Below are 19,422 nucleotides of genomic sequence, written 5' to 3'. Positions count from 1 at the left end.
GTGTCCTTAATGGGTCAGGGTTGCCGTAGTGTCCGCGGTGCTTTTGGCCGGGGCGGCGACAGGGAGATAGTGAAGCTCGGCGCTTTTTGCCCATTGCTGGTAGCGCTGATAAAGCTGTTCAAAGCGTTGTGCCTGCTGGACACGCGGCTGGAGCGTGTTTTCGACGGCGCTTGCCATGTGCTGCTGCGCGGTCGGGATATCCGCATGAACGCCTGCGGCCACGGCAGCGAAAATCGCGGCGCCCAGCGCGCAGCACTGATCGGAGGCCACAATCTGCAGCGGACGGTTCAGCACGTCGCAGCAGGCCTGCATAATCACCGGGTTTTTACGGGCGATACCGCCCAGCGCCATCACGTTGTTCACGTCGATGCCCTGTTCGGTGAAGCACTCCATAATGGCGCGCGCGCCGAACGCGGTGGCGGCAATCAGACCGCCGAACAGCGCCGGGGCATCGGTCGCCAGGTTGAGATCGGTAATCACCCCTTTCAGGCGCTGGTTGGCAAACGGCGTGCGGCGTCCGTTAAACCAGTCCAGCACCACCGGCAGGTGGTCGAGGGTCGGATTTTTTGCCCATGCTTCGGTGAGCTGCGGCAGAAGCTGTTTTTTGCTCGCGGTAATCTGTGTTTTCAGCTCAGGATGCGCGGCAGCCAGCTGATCCAGCGGCCAGCCGAGCACCCGGCCAAACCAGGCGTAGATATCGCCAAATGCGGACTGACCGGCTTCGAGGCCGATAAAATCTGGCACCACGCTGCCGTCAACCTGGCCGCAAATCCCTTTCACCGCGCGGTCTCCGACGCTGGTTTTATCTGCCGTCAGGATGTCGCAGGTGGAGGTGCCGATCACTTTCACCAGCGTGTTAGGCTGCGCACCCGCGCCCACGGCACCCATGTGGCAGTCGAACGCGCCGCCGGAAATGGTCACGTTTTGCGGCAGGCCGAGACGCGTCGCCCACTCTTCGCAGAGCGTGCCGACCGGAATATCGGCGGTGAAGGTGTCGGTAAAGAGCGGGTATTTCAGATTTTTGTTGATGATCGGGTCAAGTTCATCGAAGAACGCTGCCGGAGGAAGACCGCCCCAGCCTTCATGCCACAGGGATTTATGCCCGGCGCTGCAGCGGCCGCGGCGGATATCCTGCGGGCGAGTGGTGCCGGAGAGCAGGGCGGGAACCCAGTCGCACAGCTCAATCCATGATGCCGCGGCCTGGGCGACCGAAGCGTCCGTGCGGGTAACGTGCAGGATTTTGGCCCAGAACCATTCGCTGGAGTAGATGCCGCCGATGTAGCGCGAGTAGTCGGTTTTGCCCGGCTGGTGGCATAAGCGGGTGATGGCTTCCGCCTCTTCCACGGCGGTATGGTCTTTCCAAAGCACGAACATGGCGTTCGGGTTGTCGGCAAACTCCGGGCGCAGCGCCAGCACGCGGCCTTCAGCGTCCACCGGGGCTGGCGTTGAACCGGTGCTGTCGACGCCAATCCCCACGACGTCGGCCCGCTGGGCGTCCGTCAGTTCAGCCAGCACGGTTTTGATCGCCGCTTCCATCGATTCAATGTAATCGCGTGGGTGGTGACGGAACTGGTTGTTTGGCGCATCGCAGTAGCGCCCCTCTTGCCAGCGCGGATACCACTCAACGCTGGTTGCTATCTCCTGGCCAGTCGTACAGTCCACTGCCAGCGCGCGAACCGAGTCGCTGCCAAAATCGAGGCCAATTGCAATTGCCATGGTGTTGCTCCATCCGAAACAGGTATGGAAGAACATTAGAGACTGGGGATAAAAATCGTCAGGCAGGATCCGCTAATCTTATGGACTAAATTGCTGTTACGACGGAAAGTGTGACGCCGTGCAAATATTCAATGTGGACATTTCTGCCGCACTTATAGACACTTTTGTTACTGCTTCTCTGCCCGTGCCGGCAGAAAAATCAGGGGAAAAGGCTGAAACATGGCGGACGTAAAAGAGGCGTGATGCTTTTTGGATCTTTTCGCAGGCCATTTTTATACTGCTTTTAACGATATGGACAAATGGTTTCCTTCAGGACCCTTGGGAGAACTGAATCTATGGCCGAACCGCAAAACGATCCCCTGCTGCCGGGATACTCATTTAACGCCCATCTGGTGGCGGGGCTGACGCCAATTGAGGCCGAGGGGTATCTCGATTTTTACGTCGACCGGCCGCTCGGCATGAAAGGGTATATTCTGAACCTGACCGTACGCGGGGAAGGGGTGATAAAAAACGGCGATCGGCAGTTTGTTTGCCGCCCGGGCGATATGCTGCTGTTCCCGCCGGGGGAGATCCACCACTACGGGCGTCACCCGGACGCCAAAGAGTGGTATCACCAGTGGGTCTATTTCCGCCCGCGCGCCTACTGGCAGGAGTGGCTTTCATGGCCGGCTATTTTCGCGCAAACCGGTTTTTATCGTCCGGATGAGGCGCATCTGGCGCAGTTTCGTGAACTGTTCGCACAAATTATTGAGGCGGGGCAGGCGGGCGGGCGCTATGCCGAACTGCTGGCTATCAACCTGCTTGAGCAGGTGCTGCTGCGCCGCATGGAGGCGATCAACGAGTCGCTTAACCCACCGCTGGATAACCGCGTCCGCGACGCCTGCCAGTACATCAGCGACCATCTGGCCGACAGCCAGTTTGATATCGCCAGCGTTGCCCAGCACGTCTGTCTTTCGCCGTCCCGCCTGTCACACCTGTTCCGCCAGCAGCTTGGCGTGAGCGTGCTGAGCTGGCGTGAGGATCAGCGCATCAGCCAGGCAAAGCTGTTACTCAGCACCACCCGGATGCCTATCGCGACCGTCGGACGCAACGTGGGCTTTGAAGATCAGCTCTATTTCTCTCGCGTGTTTAAGAAGTGCACCGGCGCCAGTCCCAGTGAATTCCGCGCGGGATGTGAATAAACGGTAAACATTCAGGTGAACTTCAGGAGCATCCTGTAAACTATTCAGACAATTGATGCCTTGACGCGGTGCGGGGCGCTAAGCAGAATCGCTGATTCGTTTTCTGACCGGAATAGTTATGCAGGCATTGCTGGAACACTTTATTACCCAGTCCGTTATGTACTCGCTCATCGCCGTGGCGCTGGTGGCGTTTCTGGAATCGCTGGCGCTGGTTGGGCTGATCCTGCCCGGCACCGTGATGATGGCGGGGCTTGGGGCGCTTATCGGCAGCGGTGAGGTCAATTTCTGGCAGGCGTGGCTGGCCGGGATTATCGGCTGCCTGCTGGGGGACTGGATCTCCTTCTGGCTGGGCTGGCGCTTTAAGAAGCCGCTGCACCGCTGGTCGTTCATGAAAAAGAACAAAGCGCTGCTGGATAAAACCGAACATGCGCTGCACCAGCACAGCATGTTCACCATTCTGGTAGGCCGCTTTGTCGGGCCAACGCGTCCGCTGGTGCCGATGGTGGCGGGGATGCTGGATCTGCCCGTCGCAAAATTCGTGGTGCCGAACATTATCGGCTGCGTATTCTGGCCGCCGTTTTACTTCCTGCCGGGGATCCTCGCGGGTGCGGCCATTGATATCCCTGACGATATGCAAAGCGGTGAGTTCAAGTGGCTGCTGCTGGGAACGGCGGTGCTGCTGTGGCTGGCGGTCTGGCTCTGCTGGCGGCTATGGCGCAGCGCGAAAGCCAGCGTCGATCGCCTGACGCGCTATCTCCCGCGCGCGCGCCTGCTCTGGCTGGCCCCGCTGACGCTGGGCGTGGCGGTGGTGTCGCTGGTCGCGCTGATTCGTCACCCGCTGATGCCGGTGTACGGCGAGATCCTGTTGAAGGTGGTGAGCCGTTAAGGTGTTTTCCCTCTCCCCGTGGGAGAGGGCCAGGGTGAGGGCGTCAGACCGCACGAATGCCCAACAATGAAGACGCCCCCGTGTTACCACTCAGAAGTTCTTCTGTTTCTCCATCCCACAAAATCCGTCCCTCCGCGATCACTACCGATCGCGGCGCAATGCGTGCGGCATCTTCAATGCTGTGCGAAACCATCAGCATCGTGATCTGCTGGCGCTGGCAAACCTCTTCCACCAGCGAGAGCATCTCCTGGCGCAGGGCCGGGTCGAGTGCCGAGAAGGGTTCGTCGAGCAGCAGCAGCGGCTGTTCGCGCACCAGACAACGTGCCAGCGCCACGCGCTGACGCTGGCCGCCGGAAAGCTCACCGGGCAGTCTTGAAATCAACGCGGACAGGCCCATTTGTTCGGCAATCGCCTCCAGCTTCTGACGCTGCGCAGCATTGAGTTTTAACCCCGGATCGATTCCCAGCGCGATGTTCTGCCACACCGTAAGGTGATTAAACAGATTGTTTTCCTGAAACAGCATCGACACCGGGCGCTTAGCCGGCGGAGCGTAGGTATACTCGCCATTATCAATGAATATCGACCCGCTGACAGGCTGCAAAAAACCGGCAATCAAATTGAGCAGGGTACTTTTACCGGCCCCGCTTGGGCCAAGCACCGCAATTCGCTCTCCCTGACGAACAGAGAGGGTAAAACGCATCGGCAGATGCTGGTAAAGCCAGGTTACATCAGTCAGTTTTAACATCACGCCCCGGGAGTTTTTCGATAACGGTAAATAACGCAAAGCACAGCACCAGCAGTAAAAGTGCCGTGACCGCGCCGTCCTGGCTGCGATAGGAGCCAATTTGCTGATAAAGCCAGAACGGCAGCGTGCGGAAATCCTCGTTGCCAAAGAGGGCCACCACGCCAAAATCCCCAATCGACAGCACGCAGGCGAAGGCCATCGCCTGGGCGAGCGGCCGCTTCAGGGCGCGTAGTTCGACCACTTTCAGCCGCCGCCAGCCCATAATGCCAAGGGACTGGCACAGGGCGCTGTACCGGCTGTTAACATCCCGCATCGGGTTTTCCAGCACCTTCAGCGCGTACGGTATGGCCATTAAGGCGTTGGTAAAAATGACGATGCCGTCGGCGCTTTCCGGCAGGCCGATGGTGCTGTTAAACATTAAAAAGAAGCCGGTCGCCAGCACAATGCCCGGCATCGCCAGGATCAGCATGCCCGTCAGTTCCAGCGCGTGTCCGGCTTTACGGGCATGTCGCGCGTACAGCTCGCGGCTGCTCCAGAGCAGCATCATGGTCAGCGCCACGCAGATTAGCCCGGCTGCCAGCGCGATACGCAATGAGGTCCATGTGGCTTGCCACAGGACCGGCTGTTGAAGTACCGATACCACATTCCTGTTGAGGCCATCGGCGATCACGGCCAGCAGCGGCGGCAGCAGAAGCAGGAGCGCCAGCGCAATCAGCATCACGTCCGAGATGCGGCTGTGCAGGCTGTCCTGCGGATCGCGCCAGCCAGAAAGATTATTGCTTCCTGCGGGGATCGCTTTGCTCAGCCGCTGGCTGAGTAACACCAGCGCCAGGCAGCACACCATCTGTACGATCGCCAGCAACGCGGCGCGGCCCGGATCGTAGTCGTAACTTAATGCCTGATAGATCGCCAGCTCAATGGTGGTGGCCTGCGGGCCGCCGCCGAGAGAAAGCACGGTCGCAAAGCTGGCGAAACAGAGCATAAAGATCAGCGCGGCCACCGGGGCAATCTGGCGTCGCAGCCACGGCCATTCGACAAAGCGGAAGAATGACCATCCGCGCATGCCGAGCTGGGCGGCAATCTGTCGCTGCTCGCCGGGAATGTTCTCCAGCGCCTGTAAAAACAGGCGCGTCGCCATCGGCATATTGAAGAAAATGTGTGCCAGCAGGATGCCCTTCAGGCCGTAAGGGGAGAAGGTCCATTCCAGACCAAGCAGGTTGAAGAGGGAGGCCAGCCAGCCCTGACGACCGTAGACGCTCAGGATGCCAAAGACGGCCACCAGTACGGGCAGGATCAGCGTCATGGCGCACAGGCGCAGCAGTGCCAGCCTGCCGGGGAAACTTCTGCGATAGAGGGCGCGCGCAAGGAAAATGGCCGGGATGACTGACAGCAGCGCGGAAAGAAACGCCTGCCAGAAGGAGAAACGGATGACGTGCCAGAGATAGCTATCGTGCCAGAGCGCGAGCAGATCGCTCTCTGGCGCGTTAAACCACAGCGCCAGAAACGCTCCCAGACTGACGACCACCATCAGTATGGCGGCAATCAGTCCGGGAACTAACCAGCCGGGGATCAGCGGCTGACGGCGCGTTGCCATTCGCTTATCCATGCGGCGCGCTGCGCGGCAACCTGCTGCGGCGTAAATTCCAGCGCGGTCTGCGGTTTGTTCAGCTGCTCAAAGCCTGCCGGCAGCGCCGCGTCGGTAACCGGGTACATCCAGTTGCCCGTCGGAATGGCGTTCTGGAATGCCGGGGAGACCATAAATTTCAGGAACTTCTCGGCCAGTTCCGGCTGCTTGCTGGCAGCGGTCCGCGCCGCCACTTCCACCTGGAGATAATGCCCTTCGGCAAAGTTCGCGGCGGCGTAGTTGTCTTTCTTCTCGGCAATAATATGATAGGCCGGAGAGGTGGTGTAGCTCAGCACCAGATCGCTTTCGCCTTTCAGGAACAGGCCGTAGGCTTCGCTCCAGCCTTTAGTGACCGTAACGGTTTTCGCAGCCAGCTTTTGCCACGCCTCCGGCGTTTTGTCGCCGTAGACTTTCTGCATCCACAGCAGCAGGCCCAGACCCGGCGTGCTGGTGCGCGGATCTTCGTATATCACGCGCCATTTCTGGTCGCTTTCGACCAGCTCTTTCAGGCTCTTCGGCGGGTTCTTCAGCTTGTTTTTATCGTAGACGAACGCAAAGTAGCCGTAATCGAAGGGAACGAAGGTGTCGTTTTTCCAGCCGCCCGGCACGTTTACGGCATCTGCCGCCACGCCGCTTTTGGCAAACAGTTTAGTTTGCGTGGCGGCTTCCAGCAGGTTGTTATCCAGCCCGAGCACCACGTCGGCCTTGCTGTTTTTCCCTTCCATGCGCAGGCGGTTAAGCAGCGACACGCCATCTTCCAGCGCCACGAACTTCAGCTCGCAGTTGCAGTCGGCTTCAAAGGCTTTTTTAACCACCGGGCCGGGGCCCCAGTCGGCGGAGAAGGAGTCGTAGGTATAGACCGTCAGAACAGGCTTAGCAAAAACAGGCAGCGCAACCAGCGCCAGCAGAGGAAGAACGTTTTTTAACACTTTGCACCTCAGGGTTGAGTGGCAAAGGATTTTGAGAAACAGCCTCAAATCCCTTCGCCGGCGTTATCCGGATCAGGTTCGACGGGTATTATCTCAGCGCACATCTGTGATGCAGCACCCCGTTGAGAACGGCGCTATTGTAATGATTTGGTGAATATTACGAAAGCGTTATGGCTCCGGCGGCGCAAACCAGGCGGATTTAAAATCAAACCAGCCCAGGGTATTCATCCGCAGGCCGCGCATGCTGCGCTGTCCCTGGATCAGCAGCCAGTGGTGGATCAACGGTACGATCGTCTGCCCGGCCAGCAGCTCCTGGCACCACGCGGCCAGATCCATCTCTCCTGCCCGCCACTTCGCGGCGTCCTGCTGCCAGTCCCGGCTGATGCAGTACTGAATGAGAGGCACTTCATACAGGTGTGAAAAGAGCGAGAAATCAAGCGGCAGCGTGAAGTTGGCGCTGTTGAGCCAGATATCGCTGACGACATCCCCGCGGTGCCATTCATCATAATCGACTTCCTGTATCGCCAGCGTCACGCCCTCGGCTGCCAGCAGCTTACTCATGATCCTTGCGATAAACCGGTGCTCAATGTGATCGCGATAGTAGCTGAGGGTGATGGTCTCCAGCCCGGCGGGTTTTTCACTGCGCACCGGCTGAGCATGGTGCCAGCGCGGAAGCAGGCCATAGGCCGGAAACCACCAGGTCTGGTATTGCTCTTCAGCGTGATAAATCAGGTTCGCCGGGGCCAGAATATGGCTGATCCACTTGCGGACGTCGTGGTTCGCCCCGCGGTGGCTGCGGCTGTCAAAAAGAAGATAGTAGCAGCCCTCCTCCAGGCGACTCTCGAACGCCTTTTCGCTGGTTGTTGGCCCCTCCAGGGTGAGGCCTGCGCTCAGCTCTTCGTTGAGGTCCGGTAACACCCAGACGTTCACTTCGTCGATCAGCGCCCGATAGCCGAAATAGTCATCGAAGGCGCGGATCTTCAGCTGATTGCTGTTATTGCGCGTAACGGAGTAGGGGCCTGTACCGATCGGCTGGCTGGAAAAATTGTTCAGGGATCGCCACTCGGCAGGCAGGATCATTGAGGGCACATAGCCCAGCAGCCACGGCAGCCATCTGTCCGGCTGGGACAGCTCAATGTCCAGCGTCCAGGCCGTTGGGGAGTGGATCCGCGTGATATGCGAATAGAGCGGCAGCGTGCGGGCGCGCTCTAAAGAAGCGATGACGTCACGCATCTCCAGCTCGCGGCCATGGTGGAAGTGAATGCCCGGGCGTAAAAAGAAACGCCAGTGCAGGGGGGAAAGCTGCTGCCAGTGATGGGCGATATCCGCTTCCAGTTCCCCGTTTTCCTCATTTATTTTCGTCAGGCCGCTGAATATCTGTCGGGCCATGTGGGTTTCAGAGCGACGCAGCGCCGTACCGGGCAGCAGATTTTTCATTGGGCGGTAGTAAAGCACCCGCAGAATGTGGCGTCCCTGACGAAAGCTGCGTCCCAGGTGCGAGACCAGCATCTGGCGCACGGCGGCTTTGTCGCCCACCAGCTGGACCAGCTGATCGATGCGGTCCTGCTCCAGCAGATCCTCCGCCCGCTGCTGCTGCAGCGCCAGGCCGGTATACAGGAAGGTCAAGCGTGAGCGCTTGCCGCGTCCCGCCTCGGCCTCCCAGCTTAGCCAGCCCTGCTGCTGCATAGTGTTGAGTAACGTGCGCATATGGCGGCGAGAGCAGTTGAGGAGTTCTGCCAGCTCGTTAAGCGTTGTCTCCTGCGATTGACCCTCGCAGCACTGCCACAGGCGGATAAATTGTTGTTGCAGTCGACCGGATGGCATAAAAGAGGAACTCCTGACAAAAAATCAGCAATTTATTAATCCCTATATTAAGCCAATAATGCTTCCCGATGAAGTGAGGAGGTAAATTATGAAGAGGTCTACCGCACGTCAGTTTTATCAGCAGTACTTTTCAGCGACAAAGGGAGTGTCCTGGCTGGCCCGCCAGTGTGCAGAGCACCGGCTGAGAATCCTGGAAGATCTGATGCAGTGGGACGTTACGAAACCGACCTCTTCTCGCTAACTCGCCTCGATCATGTGTGACTGAGTATTGGTGTTTATCACCCGCCAGCAAAATGTTTTTGCTGGCTTTTTTCGTTTATTCTTTCACCCAATTTCGATTCGCTTTCACAAGGACTTGCGCATGCTGTGGTTGATGACGATGGGGCGCCGCCTGAACGGCGTGTACGCCGCTTTTATGCTGGTGGCCTTCATGATGGGCGTGGCCGGTGCGCTACAGGCACCGACGCTGAGCCTGTTTCTCAGCCGCGAGGTGGGGGCGCAGCCGTTTTGGGTGGGCCTGTTTTATACCGTTAACGCGATTGCCGGGATCCTCGTTAGCCTGGGGCTGGCGAAACGATCCGACAGCCAGGGCGATCGCCGCAGGCTGATCCTCTTTTGCTGCGCCATGGCCGTGGGCAACGCGCTGCTTTTTGCCTTTAACCGTCATTACCTGACGCTCATCACCTGCGGCGTGCTGCTGGCCTCTCTGGCGAACACTGCCATGCCGCAGCTGTTCGCGCTGGCCCGTGAATATGCCGACAGCTCGGCGCGAGAGGTGGTGATGTTCAGCTCGGTGATGCGCGCACAGCTCTCGCTCGCGTGGGTCATCGGTCCGCCGCTGGCCTTCATGCTGGCGCTGAACTATGGCTTTACGGTCATGTTTTCTATCGCGGCAGGCATTTTTATTATCAGTCTGGCTCTGATTGCCTTTGCGCTGCCGTCTGTCGCCCGGGTTGAGCAGACGACGGATAAGCCGATCACTCAGGTGAGCGGCTGGCAGGATAAAAACGTGCGGATGCTGTTTATCGCCTCCACGCTGATGTGGACCTGCAACACCATGTACATTATTGATATGCCGCTGTGGATCAGCAGCGATCTAGGCCTACCGGACAAGCTTGCGGGGATCTTAATGGGGACCGCCGCCGGGCTGGAAATTCCGGCGATGATTCTGGCGGGGTATTACGTTAAGCGCTTCGGAAAGCGTCGGATGATGATTGTTGCCGTGGCGGCCGGGGTGCTGTTCTACGCGGGACTGCTACTTTTCCATTCGCGTGAAGCGTTGCTGGCGCTACAGCTGTTTAATGCCGTGTTTATTGGCATCGTTGCCGGGATCGGCATGCTCTGGTTCCAGGATCTCATGCCCGGCCGCGCCGGCTCTGCGACTACGCTTTTTACCAACAGCATTTCGACGGGCGTTATTCTGGCGGGGGTGATTCAGGGCGCGCTGGCGCAAAGTTATGGTCATGCCTCGGTTTACTGGATGATTGCGGCGATTTCAGTGGTAACGCTTGGGCTGACCTGCCGGGTCAAGGATGTTTGATTCTGGAAGGTGGCTTCACGAAATGAAACGATTTTCTGACAGATACAGAGAAGGCGCATAGAGTGCGTGACGGGTGCTTGAGGCTGTTTGCCTCAGGCTTTCGCAAGAGGCAAACAGTGGAGAGTCCCACATCAAAAAACTGATGGGGAGACAAACTTCACAACCAACATTGCGAGGTTAGTCTCTTCATTGCCGAAAAGCAATAAGGAGGCTGGAATGCCAAAACGTACTCTGCTGTTAGGTTTGTTTCTGATCTGTACGACGCTATTGATCTTCACCTGGATGGTGCGTGATTCGCTGTGTGAGTTGCACTTCAGACAGGAGAAAACAGAGCTGGCGGCAGTGTTGGCTTACGAAGCGAAACGTTAGCGGTATTGGCGGGGGAAGTGTCCCCGCCTCTCCAGAGTGGTTGAGCCTCAACGCACCCTTATCAATGGCCCGCGCCCTGCGGGCCATTGCCTTTAGCCCATAAACGCAGGCTGTTTTTTCTCGTACGCTGAGATGGCGTCCTCGTGCTGGAGCGTCAGGCCAATGCTGTCCAGACCGTTCAACATGCAGTGGCGACGGAAGGCATCAATGCTGAAGCTGTAGGTCTTATCCCCGGCTTTCACCACTTCCGCTTCCAGATCCACCTCAAACGCCATCCCCGGATTTGCCTTAACCAGCGCGAACAGTTCATCGACCTGCTCGTCGCTCAGCGTCACAGGCAGCAACTGGTTGTTGAAGCTGTTGCCATAGAAGATATCCGCGAAGCTCGGGGCGATAACCACCTTAAAGCCGTAGTCGGTCAGCGCCCAGGGCGCATGCTCACGCGAGGAGCCGCAGCCGAAGTTTTCCCGCGCCAGAAGAATGGATGCACCTTTGTATTCCGGGAAGTTCAGGACGAACTCCGGGTTTGGCACTTCGCCTTTGTCGTCCAGAAAACGCCAGTCGTTGAACAAGTGTGCGCCAAAACCGGTGCGGGTCACTTTCTGCAAAAACTGCTTCGGAATGATCGCGTCCGTATCGACGTTAGCGGCGTCCAGCGGGACAACACGGCCCGTATGTTGGGTAAATTTCTCTGCCATGATTGTCTCCTTATTTCAGGCTGCGAATATCGGCGAAATGGCCGGTGACTGCCGCAGCGGCGGCCATTGCCGGGCTGACCAGGTGGGTGCGTCCACCCCGGCCCTGACGGCCTTCAAAATTACGGTTGCTGGTGGAGGCGCAGCGTTCGCCCGGATTCAGGCGGTCGTTGTTCATCGCCAGACACATGGAGCAGCCCGGCAGACGCCATTCGAAGCCTGCTTCGATAAAGATCTTATCCAGTCCTTCCGCTTCCGCCTGGGCTTTCACCGGACCGGAGCCAGGAACCACCAGCGCCTGCACGCCCGGCGCCACTTTGCGGCCTTTGGCAATCTCTGCCGCCGCGCGTAAATCCTCGATACGGGAGTTGGTGCAGGAGCCGATGAACACCTTATCAATGTTCACGTCGGTCAGCGGTACGCCGGGTGTCAGCCCCATATAGGCCAGCGCTTTTTCCGCGCTGGCGCGTTCGACCGGATCGGCGAAGGAAGCCGGGTCAGGAATGCTGTCGTTGACGGAGATGACCTGGCCAGGATTGGTACCCCATGTGACTTGCGGCGCAATCTCTTCCGCCTGCAGCGTGACAACGGTATCAAAGGTGGCACCGTCGTCAGTTTTCAGGGTTTTCCAGTACGCGACCGCGTCGTCAAAATCCTGACCTTTCGGCGCGTGCAGACGGCCTTTCACATAGTTGAAGGTGGTTTCGTCCGGTGCGACCAGGCCTGCTTTAGCGCCCATCTCAATAGCCATATTGCACAGGGTCATGCGACCTTCCATGCTCAGCGCCTGAATGGCTTCACCGCAGAATTCCACCACGTGACCGGTACCGCCTGCGCTGCCGGTTTTGCCGATAATCGCCAGCACGATATCTTTCGCAGTGATACCCGGCGCGGCTTTGCCCTTCACCTCAATCTTCATGGTTTTGGCGCGGCCCTGTTTCAGAGTCTGCGTCGCCAGAACGTGCTCAACTTCCGATGTGCCGATGCCGAACGCCAGCGCGCCAAACGCGCCGTGGGTCGCGGTATGGGAGTCGCCGCAGACGATGGTCATGCCCGGCAGCGTAATACCCTGCTCAGGTCCCATCACGTGGACGATGCCCTGATACGGGTGGTTCAGATCGTACAGCTCCACGCCAAATTCGTTGCAGTTCTTGATCAGCTCCTGCATCTGGATGCGCGCCATCTCCCCGGAAGCATTGATGTCTTTGGTCTGGGTGGAGACGTTGTGATCCATCGTGGCAAAGGTTTTACCCGGCTGGCGCACCGGACGCTTGTGCGCGCGCAGGCCGTCGAAGGCCTGTGGAGAGGTCACTTCGTGCACCAGGTGGCGGTCAATGTACAGCAGCGGGGTTTCGTTTGGCGCCTCGTAGACAACGTGCGCATCAAACAATTTTTCATATAACGTCTTGGCCATGATTACACCCCTTCAGCGACATAGCGGGCAATGATGTCGCCCATTTCATCAGTACTGACTGCTGCCGTGCCGCGCGCTAAGTCACCGGTACGGACGCCTTCTTCTAACGCCCGGTTAATGGCGTTTTCAATTGCGGTTGCTGCGTCGCCTGCATCGAGGCTGTAGCGCAGCAGCAGGGCCAGGGAGAGGATCTGCGCAATCGGGTTCGCAATGTTCTTGCCTGCGATATCCGGCGCGGAACCGCCCGCCGGTTCGTACAGGCCAAAGCCTTCTTCATTCAGGCTGGCCGATGGCAGCATGCCCATAGAGCCGGTGATCATCGCGCACTCGTCAGACAAAATATCGCCGAACAGGTTGGAGCAGAGCAGCACGTCAAACTGGGACGGATCCTTAATCAGCTGCATGGTCGCGTTGTCGATGTACATATGCGACAGCTCAACGTCCGGGTACTGCTTAGCGACTTCACTGACGATCTCGCGCCACAAAATGGACGACTGCAGCACGTTCGCCTTATCAATGGAGGTCACCTTATGGCGGCGCTTGCGTGCAGATTCAAAGGCGATATGGGCGATACGTTCAATTTCGAAACGGTGGTACACCTCGGTATCAAACGCTTTCTCGTGCTGCCCGCTGCCTTCGCGACCTTTTGGCTGACCGAAGTAGATCCCGCCCGTCAGCTCACGCACGCACAGGATGTCGAAACCGTTGGCCGCGATATCCGCGCGCAGCGGACAAAACTCTTCCAGCCCCTGATACAGCTTAGCCGGACGCAGGTTACTGAACAGCTTAAAATGTTTACGCAGCGGCAGGAGCGCGCCGCGCTCTGGCTGCTCTGCCGGCGGCAGGTGTTCCCATTTTGGGCCACCGACGGAGCCAAACAGCACGGCATCGGCATTTTCGCAGCCTTCAACGGTGGTTTTCGGCAATGGCGTTCCGTGGTTATCAATCGCAATACCGCCCACGTCGTAGTGGCTGGTGGTAATTTTCATCGCAAAACGCGAGCGAACGGCTTCCAGTACTTTCAGCGCCTGTGCCATCACTTCCGGACCAATACCGTCACCCGGCAACACAGCAATATGGTAGTTCTTCGACATTACACGGTTTCCTTGTTGTTCTCTTTATTCTGAGCTTTGCGTTGCAACTCTTTTTCGACTTCAGCGGCGCGCCAGATGTTGTTCAGGACGTGCACCATCGCTTTCGCGGAGGATTCGACAATATCCGTCGCCAGGCCCACACCGTGGAAACGGCGGCCATTATAGTTGACGACGATATCCACCTGACCCAGCGCGTCTTTACCGTGCCCTTTCGCCGTCAGGTCGTATTTCACCAGCTCTACGTCGTACTCGGTAACGCGGTTGATCGCCTGATAGATGGCATCCACAGGGCCGTTACCGTTGGCGGCTTCCGCTTTGATTTCATCACCGCAGGCCAACTTGACCGAGGCGGTAGCGATGTCGCTGGAGCCGGACTGCACGTTGAAGTAGTCCAGACGGAAGTGCTCTGGCTCTTCCTGCTGCTTGTTGATGAAGGCCAGCGCTTCCAGGTCGTAATCGAATACCTGGCCTTTCTTGTCGGCCAGCTTCAGGAACGCGTCGTACAGCTGATCCATGTTGTAATCGCTGTCCTGATAGCCCATCTCTTCCATCCGGTGTTTCACTGCCGCACGACCGGAACGGGAGGTCAGGTTCAGCTGAACCTGGTTCAGGCCGATGGATTCCGGAGTCATGATTTCGTAGTTTTCACGGTTTTTCAGCACGCCGTCCTGGTGAATACCGGAGGAGTGGGCGAACGCGCCGGTTCCAACAATCGCCTTGTTAGCCGGGATCGGCATGTTGCAAATCTGGCTGACGGTCTGGCTGGTGCGCCAGATTTCATTGTGATTGATGCGGGTGTGCACGTTCATGATGTCTTTGCGGACCTTGATGGCCATGATCACTTCTTCCAGTGAACAGTTGCCCGCGCGTTCACCGATACCGTTCATTGCACCTTCTACCTGACGTGCACCGGCGTGCACCGCAGCGATGGCATTGCCTACGGCCAGGCCCAAATCATCATGGGTATGTACTGAGATGATTGCTTTATCAATGTTAGGTACGCGCTCATACAGGCCGGTAATGATGTTGGAGAACTCAAACGGCATGGTATAGCCGACGGTGTCCGGGATGTTGATGGTTTTAGCGCCCGCGTTGATGGCGGCTTCGACTACGCGCGCCAGGTCTTCAATCGGCGTACGGCCCGCATCTTCACAGGAGAATTCAACGTCATCGGTGTAGTTGCGTGCGCGCTTAACCATGTATACCGCGCGTTCAATGACCTCATCCAGCGTGCTGCGCAACTTGGTTGCGATGTGCATTGGTGAGGTTGCAATAAAGGTATGAATACGGAAGGCTTCGGCCACCTTCAGCGACTCAGCCGCAACGTCGATGTCTTTCTCTACGCAGCGCGCCAGACCGCACACGCGGCTGTTTTTAATGGTGCGGGCGATAGTCTGTACGGATTCAAAATCACCCGGAGAGGAGACGGGGAAACCGACCTCCATCACGTCGACGCCCATACGCTCGAGAGCCAGCGCAATCTGCAGTTTTTCTTTTACACTCAGGCTTGCCTGTAATGCCTGTTCACCGTCACGTAAAGTAGTATCGAAAATAATGACTTGCTGGCTCATGGGTTAGGTCCTTGTCAGTCTTAGGGCGCCTTGCTACGAGCATAAAAAAACCCGCGCAGTGGCGCGGGTTTTTAGTCTTACTGGTGACGATTCAACGCTGAATTTCGCCCGCCAGTCTACCGCGCACAGTGGATGCGTTTAGTAGTAGACCGATGAAACGAATGGTGCGTGTCATGAATCGTGCTCCGTTAAATTCAATATGCTTTTAGTGGTACTGGATACAGCTGGGCATGTCAACCCCTGATGGTAAAAACGGCCCCAGAAGGCTAAACAGAGAGGGTGTGTTGTTTAGCTTATTGTGCTGGGTTTTCGATTTTTAACTTAACTAATTGTCTATTTTTGGACTTAAAAAACATTTGCAGAAACGAATAAACATAACTGGTATTTTTCAGGTGACGCAGTCCTCACAAATGCTTTCTCTTTAAACCGTTTTACTATCATCGAGTTATCTTTTTTGAGAGAACTTTTTCTCCCTTCAAATAGAATCATTGATAACAGATTGTTAACTTAATTCTGCTCAATGTCGATAACAGTTTAATTATACTTAAGTCATCCTTAACTGGATGGTTATTGTATATTGATTTGGTTTATGGTTTCATTCAAACACTAAAGTTAAGCATATCCTTTGTGCCGTTTTGTATTATAGCATTATTAGATAATCTTTATATATTCCGATTTTTAAACAATTTTCTTTCGCTGGTCGTATCTGCATGGTAAATCATATTTTTCGAAATTATTACAGTGCGTTGGCGAAGGGAGTGTAGCGTGACAGTGGAGTCAGAAGTGCCAGAAAATAATATTAAACAACCACAGATTACTGATGGAATTAAACCACAGTTACGCACGGTGGATCTTAATCTACTGACGGTGTTTGATGCTGTCATGCAGGAGCAGAATATCACGCGTGCGGCACAAGCCCTGGGGATGTCACAGCCTGCCGTAAGTAATGCCGTTGCCAGGCTTAAGGTTATGTTCAACGACGAATTGTTTGTTCGTTATGGAAGAGGGATCCAGCCTACAGCGCGGGCTTTCCAGCTTTTCGGCTCCATCCGCCAGGCGCTGCAGCTGGTGCAAAATGAGCTGCCGGGCTCGGGCTTTGAACCCTTAAGCAGTGAGCGAGTATTCCATCTCTGCGTCTGCAGTCCATTAGATAATTATCTGACATCAATTATTTATAATAAAGTTGAAGAGATCGCACCTAATATTAATCTCGTCTTTAAATCGTCCTTAAATCAAAACACCGAACACCAGTTACGTTACCAGGAAATCGAATTCGTCCTGGGTTATGAAGAATTCCGCCGTCCTGAATTTTCCTGTGTACCGCTGTTTAAAGATGAAATGGTGCTGGTTGCCAGCAAAAAACATCCACGACTGAATGCGCCGTTACGTGAAAGTGACGTTTATAGCGAACAGCATGCCGTTGTTGCGCTCGACAGATATGCCTCCTTTAGCCTGCCCTGGTACGACACTGCGGAGAAACAGGCGAGCGTGGCTTATCAGGGGATGGCCATGGTCAGCGTATTAAACGTCGTTTCCCAGACGCAGCTGGTGGCAATTGCCCCACGCTGGCTGGCAGAAGAGTTCTCTGGCGCGTTAAATCTGCAAATTTTGCCTCTGCCGCTCAAGCTAAATAGCCGCACCTGCTATCTCTCCTGGCATGAAGCTGCTGGACGGGATAAAGGACATCAGTGGATGGAAGAGCTACTTATTAGCATCTGCCGTCGGTAATCGAGTCAGGATAAATTGCATCTTTGCATGTGATTTATCCTGGTTTTGTTTCTTTTATTAATATTTTGTTCTGTTGCGTATTTTATCTGGTGGCTGCCAGGCCCGTAAAAATAGATGATTTTCTACATCGCCGCGCTTTTCAGCGATGATTTATCATCTCATCCCCTAATTTCAGATGAATTAACCATATCCTCTGACAATGTCTGTTTTTTCTGCTTTCACGGCCTCTTATCTCTCCTGGTTTGCGAATTGCCTGCCTCATAACGAGCGGTTAAGGTAAGTATCACTCTGCAAAATAGAAGACGGGTTCATCCCGATCGCAAGACGGTGCGGAAATGAATTCGGCGGTCCGTCTATAACAAAATGCCTGGAGGCAAAGCATGGAGATGTTGTCTGGCGCGGAAATGGTCGTCCGGTCGCTGATCGATCAGGGCGTAAAGCAAGTGTTCGGCTATCCTGGCGGCGCGGTCCTCGATATTTATGACGCACTGCATACGGTAGGGGGTATTGACCATGTGCTGGTACGCCATGAGCAGGCGGCGGTACATATGGCCGATGGCCTGGCGCGTGCGACGGGTGAAGTGGGCGTGGTCCTGGTCACGTCGGGGCCCGGTGCAACAAACGCCATTACCGGCATTGCGACCGCGTACATGGACTCTATTCCGCTGGTGATCCTTTCCGGACAGGTCGCGACATCACTGATTGGCTATGATGCGTTTCAGGAGTGCGACATGGTCGGGATTTCGCGTCCCGTCGTGAAGCACAGCTTCCTGGTCAAGCAAACCGAAGACATTCCTGGCATTCTGAAGAAGGCGTTCTGGCTGGCGGCAAGCGGGCGCCCGGGGCCGGTGGTGGTCGATCTCCCTAAAGATATCCTGAACCCTGCAAACAAGCTGCCTTATGTCTGGCCGGAATCGGTGAGCATGCGCTCTTACAACCCAACAACGCAGGGCCACAAAGGTCAGATCAAACGCGCGCTGCAAACGCTGCTGGCCGCTAAAAAACCGGTGGTCTATGTCGGTGGCGGGGCCGTCAATTCAGCGTGTGAGGCACAGCTTCGTGAACTGGTTGAAAAGCTCAATCTTCCTGTTGCGTCATCGCTGATGGGACTCGGAGCGTTTCCCGCTACCCACCGACAGGCGCTCGGCATGTTGGGTATGCACGGTACCTATGAAGCCAACATGACGATGCATCATTCTGACGTCATCTTTGCCGTCGGCGTGCGTTTTGACGATCGTACGACCAACAACCTGGCGAAGTATTGCCCGAATGCCACCGTGCTGCACATTGATATCGATCCGACGTCAATTTCAAAAACGGTGTCGGCTGATGTACCTATCGTCGGCGACGCGCGACAGGTCCTTGAACAAATGCTGGATCTGCTGGCGCTGGAAAACACAGCGCAACCGCTGGATGAAATCCGTGACTGGTGGCAGCAAATTGAGCAATGGCGCGCGCGGCAGTGTCTGAAATATGACACCCAAAGCGAGCATATTAAGCCGCAGGCGGTCATCGAAACGGTATGGCGACTGACGAAAGGCGACGCGTATGTGACCTCTGACGTGGGCCAGCATCAAATGTTTGCCGCCCTCTATTATCCGTTTGATAAACCGCGTCACTGGATCAACTCGGGAGGTTTAGGCACGATGGGCTTTGGCCTGCCTGCCGCGCTGGGCGTGAAGCTGGCGCTGCCAAATGAAACCGTCGTCTGCGTGACCGGAGACGGCAGTATTCAGATGAACATTCAGGAACTTTCCACCGCGCTGCAATATGAGCTGCCGGTACTGGTGCTCAACCTCAATAACGGCTATCTCGGTATGGTGAAGCAGTGGCAGGATATGATCTACTCGGGCCGCCACTCTCAGTCATATATGAAATCGCTGCCGGATTTTGTTCGTCTTGCTGAAGCTTACGGTCATATAGGGATGCGGGTGACCGATCCGGCTGAGCTGGAAACGAAGCTCGCCGAAGCGCTTGAGCACGTTAAAAACAACCGCCTCGTCTTTATGGATGTCATCGTTGATGGAACCGAGCACGTTTATCCGATGCATATTCGCGGCGGCGGTATGGACGAGATGTGGTTAAGCAAAACGGAGAGAACCTGAT

General features: G+C 56.3%; 17 protein-coding genes and 1 riboswitch. Of the genes, 7 read left to right on the top strand and 10 right to left on the bottom strand.

Annotation, left to right across the window (positions count from 1 at the left end; translation table 11 throughout):
• Positions 1 to 6 precede the first annotated feature (6 nt).
• Entirely contained in the window at positions 7 to 1,716 is a 1,710-nt protein-coding gene (gene araB, locus IM273_RS12100) for a ribulokinase (RefSeq protein WP_193050419.1), read from the bottom strand.
• A gap of 335 nt (positions 1,717 to 2,051) precedes the next feature.
• Here araB and araC point away from each other — a divergent pair, with 335 nt between their 5' ends.
• Positions 2,052 to 2,897, top strand: a complete 846-nt coding sequence (araC, locus tag IM273_RS12095) for an arabinose operon transcriptional regulator AraC (RefSeq protein WP_028015490.1) — start codon at positions 2,052 to 2,054, stop codon at positions 2,895 to 2,897.
• A 118-nt stretch (positions 2,898 to 3,015) separates the two neighbouring features.
• Positions 3,016 to 3,783, top strand: a complete 768-nt coding sequence (locus tag IM273_RS12090) for a DedA family protein (protein ID WP_193050422.1) — start codon at positions 3,016 to 3,018, stop codon at positions 3,781 to 3,783.
• A 43-nt stretch (positions 3,784 to 3,826) separates the two neighbouring features.
• Here IM273_RS12090 and thiQ read toward each other — a convergent pair whose 3' ends face one another.
• The 4 genes from thiQ to sgrR form a co-directional block, all read right to left on the bottom strand.
• Complete coding sequence (thiQ, locus tag IM273_RS12085) at positions 3,827 to 4,528, bottom strand: thiamine ABC transporter ATP-binding protein ThiQ (RefSeq protein ID WP_045259446.1); 702 nt, start codon at positions 4,526 to 4,528, stop codon at positions 3,827 to 3,829.
• Positions 4,512 to 6,122, bottom strand: coding sequence for a thiamine/thiamine pyrophosphate ABC transporter permease ThiP (gene thiP / locus IM273_RS12080; RefSeq protein ID WP_193050424.1), 1,611 nt, complete (start codon positions 6,120 to 6,122; stop codon positions 4,512 to 4,514). The genes thiQ and thiP overlap by 17 nt, the downstream gene beginning before the upstream one ends.
• On the bottom strand, positions 6,098 to 7,081 hold the full coding sequence (thiB, locus tag IM273_RS12075) for a thiamine ABC transporter substrate binding subunit (RefSeq protein ID WP_028015494.1): 984 nt from the start codon (positions 7,079 to 7,081) through the stop codon (positions 6,098 to 6,100). The genes thiP and thiB overlap by 25 nt, the downstream gene beginning before the upstream one ends.
• A 31-nt stretch (positions 7,082 to 7,112) precedes the next feature.
• A riboswitch (TPP riboswitch) is annotated at positions 7,113 to 7,213 on the bottom strand.
• Positions 7,214 to 7,249: 36 nt separating this feature from the next.
• Positions 7,250 to 8,905, bottom strand: coding sequence for an HTH-type transcriptional regulator SgrR (sgrR, locus tag IM273_RS12070; RefSeq protein ID WP_045259448.1), 1,656 nt, complete (start codon positions 8,903 to 8,905; stop codon positions 7,250 to 7,252).
• Positions 8,906 to 8,993: 88 nt separating this feature from the next.
• On the opposite strand from sgrR, the gene sgrT reads away from it, so the two are divergent.
• The 3 genes from sgrT (at position 8,994) to IM273_RS12055 (ending at position 10,814) form a co-directional block, all read left to right on the top strand.
• Positions 8,994 to 9,146, top strand: a complete 153-nt coding sequence (sgrT, locus tag IM273_RS12065; RefSeq protein ID WP_032644974.1) for a glucose uptake inhibitor SgrT — start codon at positions 8,994 to 8,996, stop codon at positions 9,144 to 9,146.
• Positions 9,147 to 9,266: 120 nt separating this feature from the next.
• The gene (locus IM273_RS12060; RefSeq protein ID WP_028015496.1) at positions 9,267 to 10,445 is read left to right on the top strand and encodes a sugar efflux transporter; all 1,179 of its coding nucleotides are present in this window, start codon (positions 9,267 to 9,269) and stop codon (positions 10,443 to 10,445) included.
• A 216-nt stretch (positions 10,446 to 10,661) separates the two neighbouring features.
• The gene (locus tag IM273_RS12055; protein WP_010427008.1) at positions 10,662 to 10,814 is read left to right on the top strand and encodes a Hok/Gef family protein; all 153 of its coding nucleotides are present in this window, start codon (positions 10,662 to 10,664) and stop codon (positions 10,812 to 10,814) included.
• A gap of 92 nt (positions 10,815 to 10,906) precedes the next feature.
• On the opposite strand, the gene leuD is transcribed toward IM273_RS12055, so the two are convergent.
• From leuD to leuL, 5 genes are all read right to left on the bottom strand, one after another.
• Positions 10,907 to 11,512, bottom strand: coding sequence for a 3-isopropylmalate dehydratase small subunit (leuD, locus tag IM273_RS12050; protein WP_028015497.1), 606 nt, complete (start codon positions 11,510 to 11,512; stop codon positions 10,907 to 10,909).
• A gap of 10 nt (positions 11,513 to 11,522) precedes the next feature.
• Positions 11,523 to 12,923, bottom strand: coding sequence for a 3-isopropylmalate dehydratase large subunit (gene leuC, locus IM273_RS12045; protein ID WP_045259449.1), 1,401 nt, complete (start codon positions 12,921 to 12,923; stop codon positions 11,523 to 11,525).
• Positions 12,924 to 12,925: 2 nt separating this feature from the next.
• A complete protein-coding gene (gene leuB, locus IM273_RS12040; protein ID WP_045259450.1) occupies positions 12,926 to 14,017 on the bottom strand; it encodes a 3-isopropylmalate dehydrogenase in 1,092 nt (363 codons plus the stop codon).
• Positions 14,017 to 15,588, bottom strand: a complete 1,572-nt coding sequence (gene leuA / locus IM273_RS12035; RefSeq protein ID WP_028015499.1) for a 2-isopropylmalate synthase — start codon at positions 15,586 to 15,588, stop codon at positions 14,017 to 14,019. Before leuA ends, leuB begins: the two co-directional genes overlap by 1 nt.
• Before the next feature lie 91 nt (positions 15,589 to 15,679).
• The gene (gene leuL, locus IM273_RS22735) at positions 15,680 to 15,763 is read right to left on the bottom strand and encodes a leu operon leader peptide (protein WP_193050466.1); all 84 of its coding nucleotides are present in this window, start codon (positions 15,761 to 15,763) and stop codon (positions 15,680 to 15,682) included.
• Positions 15,764 to 16,371: 608 nt separating this feature from the next.
• Between leuL and leuO the strand changes: the two genes are divergently transcribed.
• Together leuO and ilvI are read left to right on the top strand one after the other, a co-directional pair.
• Entirely contained in the window at positions 16,372 to 17,316 is a 945-nt protein-coding gene (gene leuO / locus IM273_RS12025) for a transcriptional regulator LeuO (RefSeq protein WP_041911249.1), read from the top strand.
• 380 nt (positions 17,317 to 17,696) lie between these two features.
• Positions 17,697 to 19,421 (top strand): acetolactate synthase 3 large subunit, encoded by a 1,725-nt coding sequence (gene ilvI / locus IM273_RS12020; RefSeq protein ID WP_028015500.1) that lies wholly within the window; start codon positions 17,697 to 17,699, stop codon positions 19,419 to 19,421.
• The last annotated feature ends 1 nt before the right edge of the window (position 19,422 follow it).

This window comes from Enterobacter cloacae complex sp. P13B, from assembly GCF_014895915.1.
GTDB classification, from domain to species: domain Bacteria; phylum Pseudomonadota; class Gammaproteobacteria; order Enterobacterales; family Enterobacteriaceae; genus Enterobacter; species Enterobacter bugandensis.
This window is presented reverse-complemented; position numbering and strand designations above follow the sequence as displayed.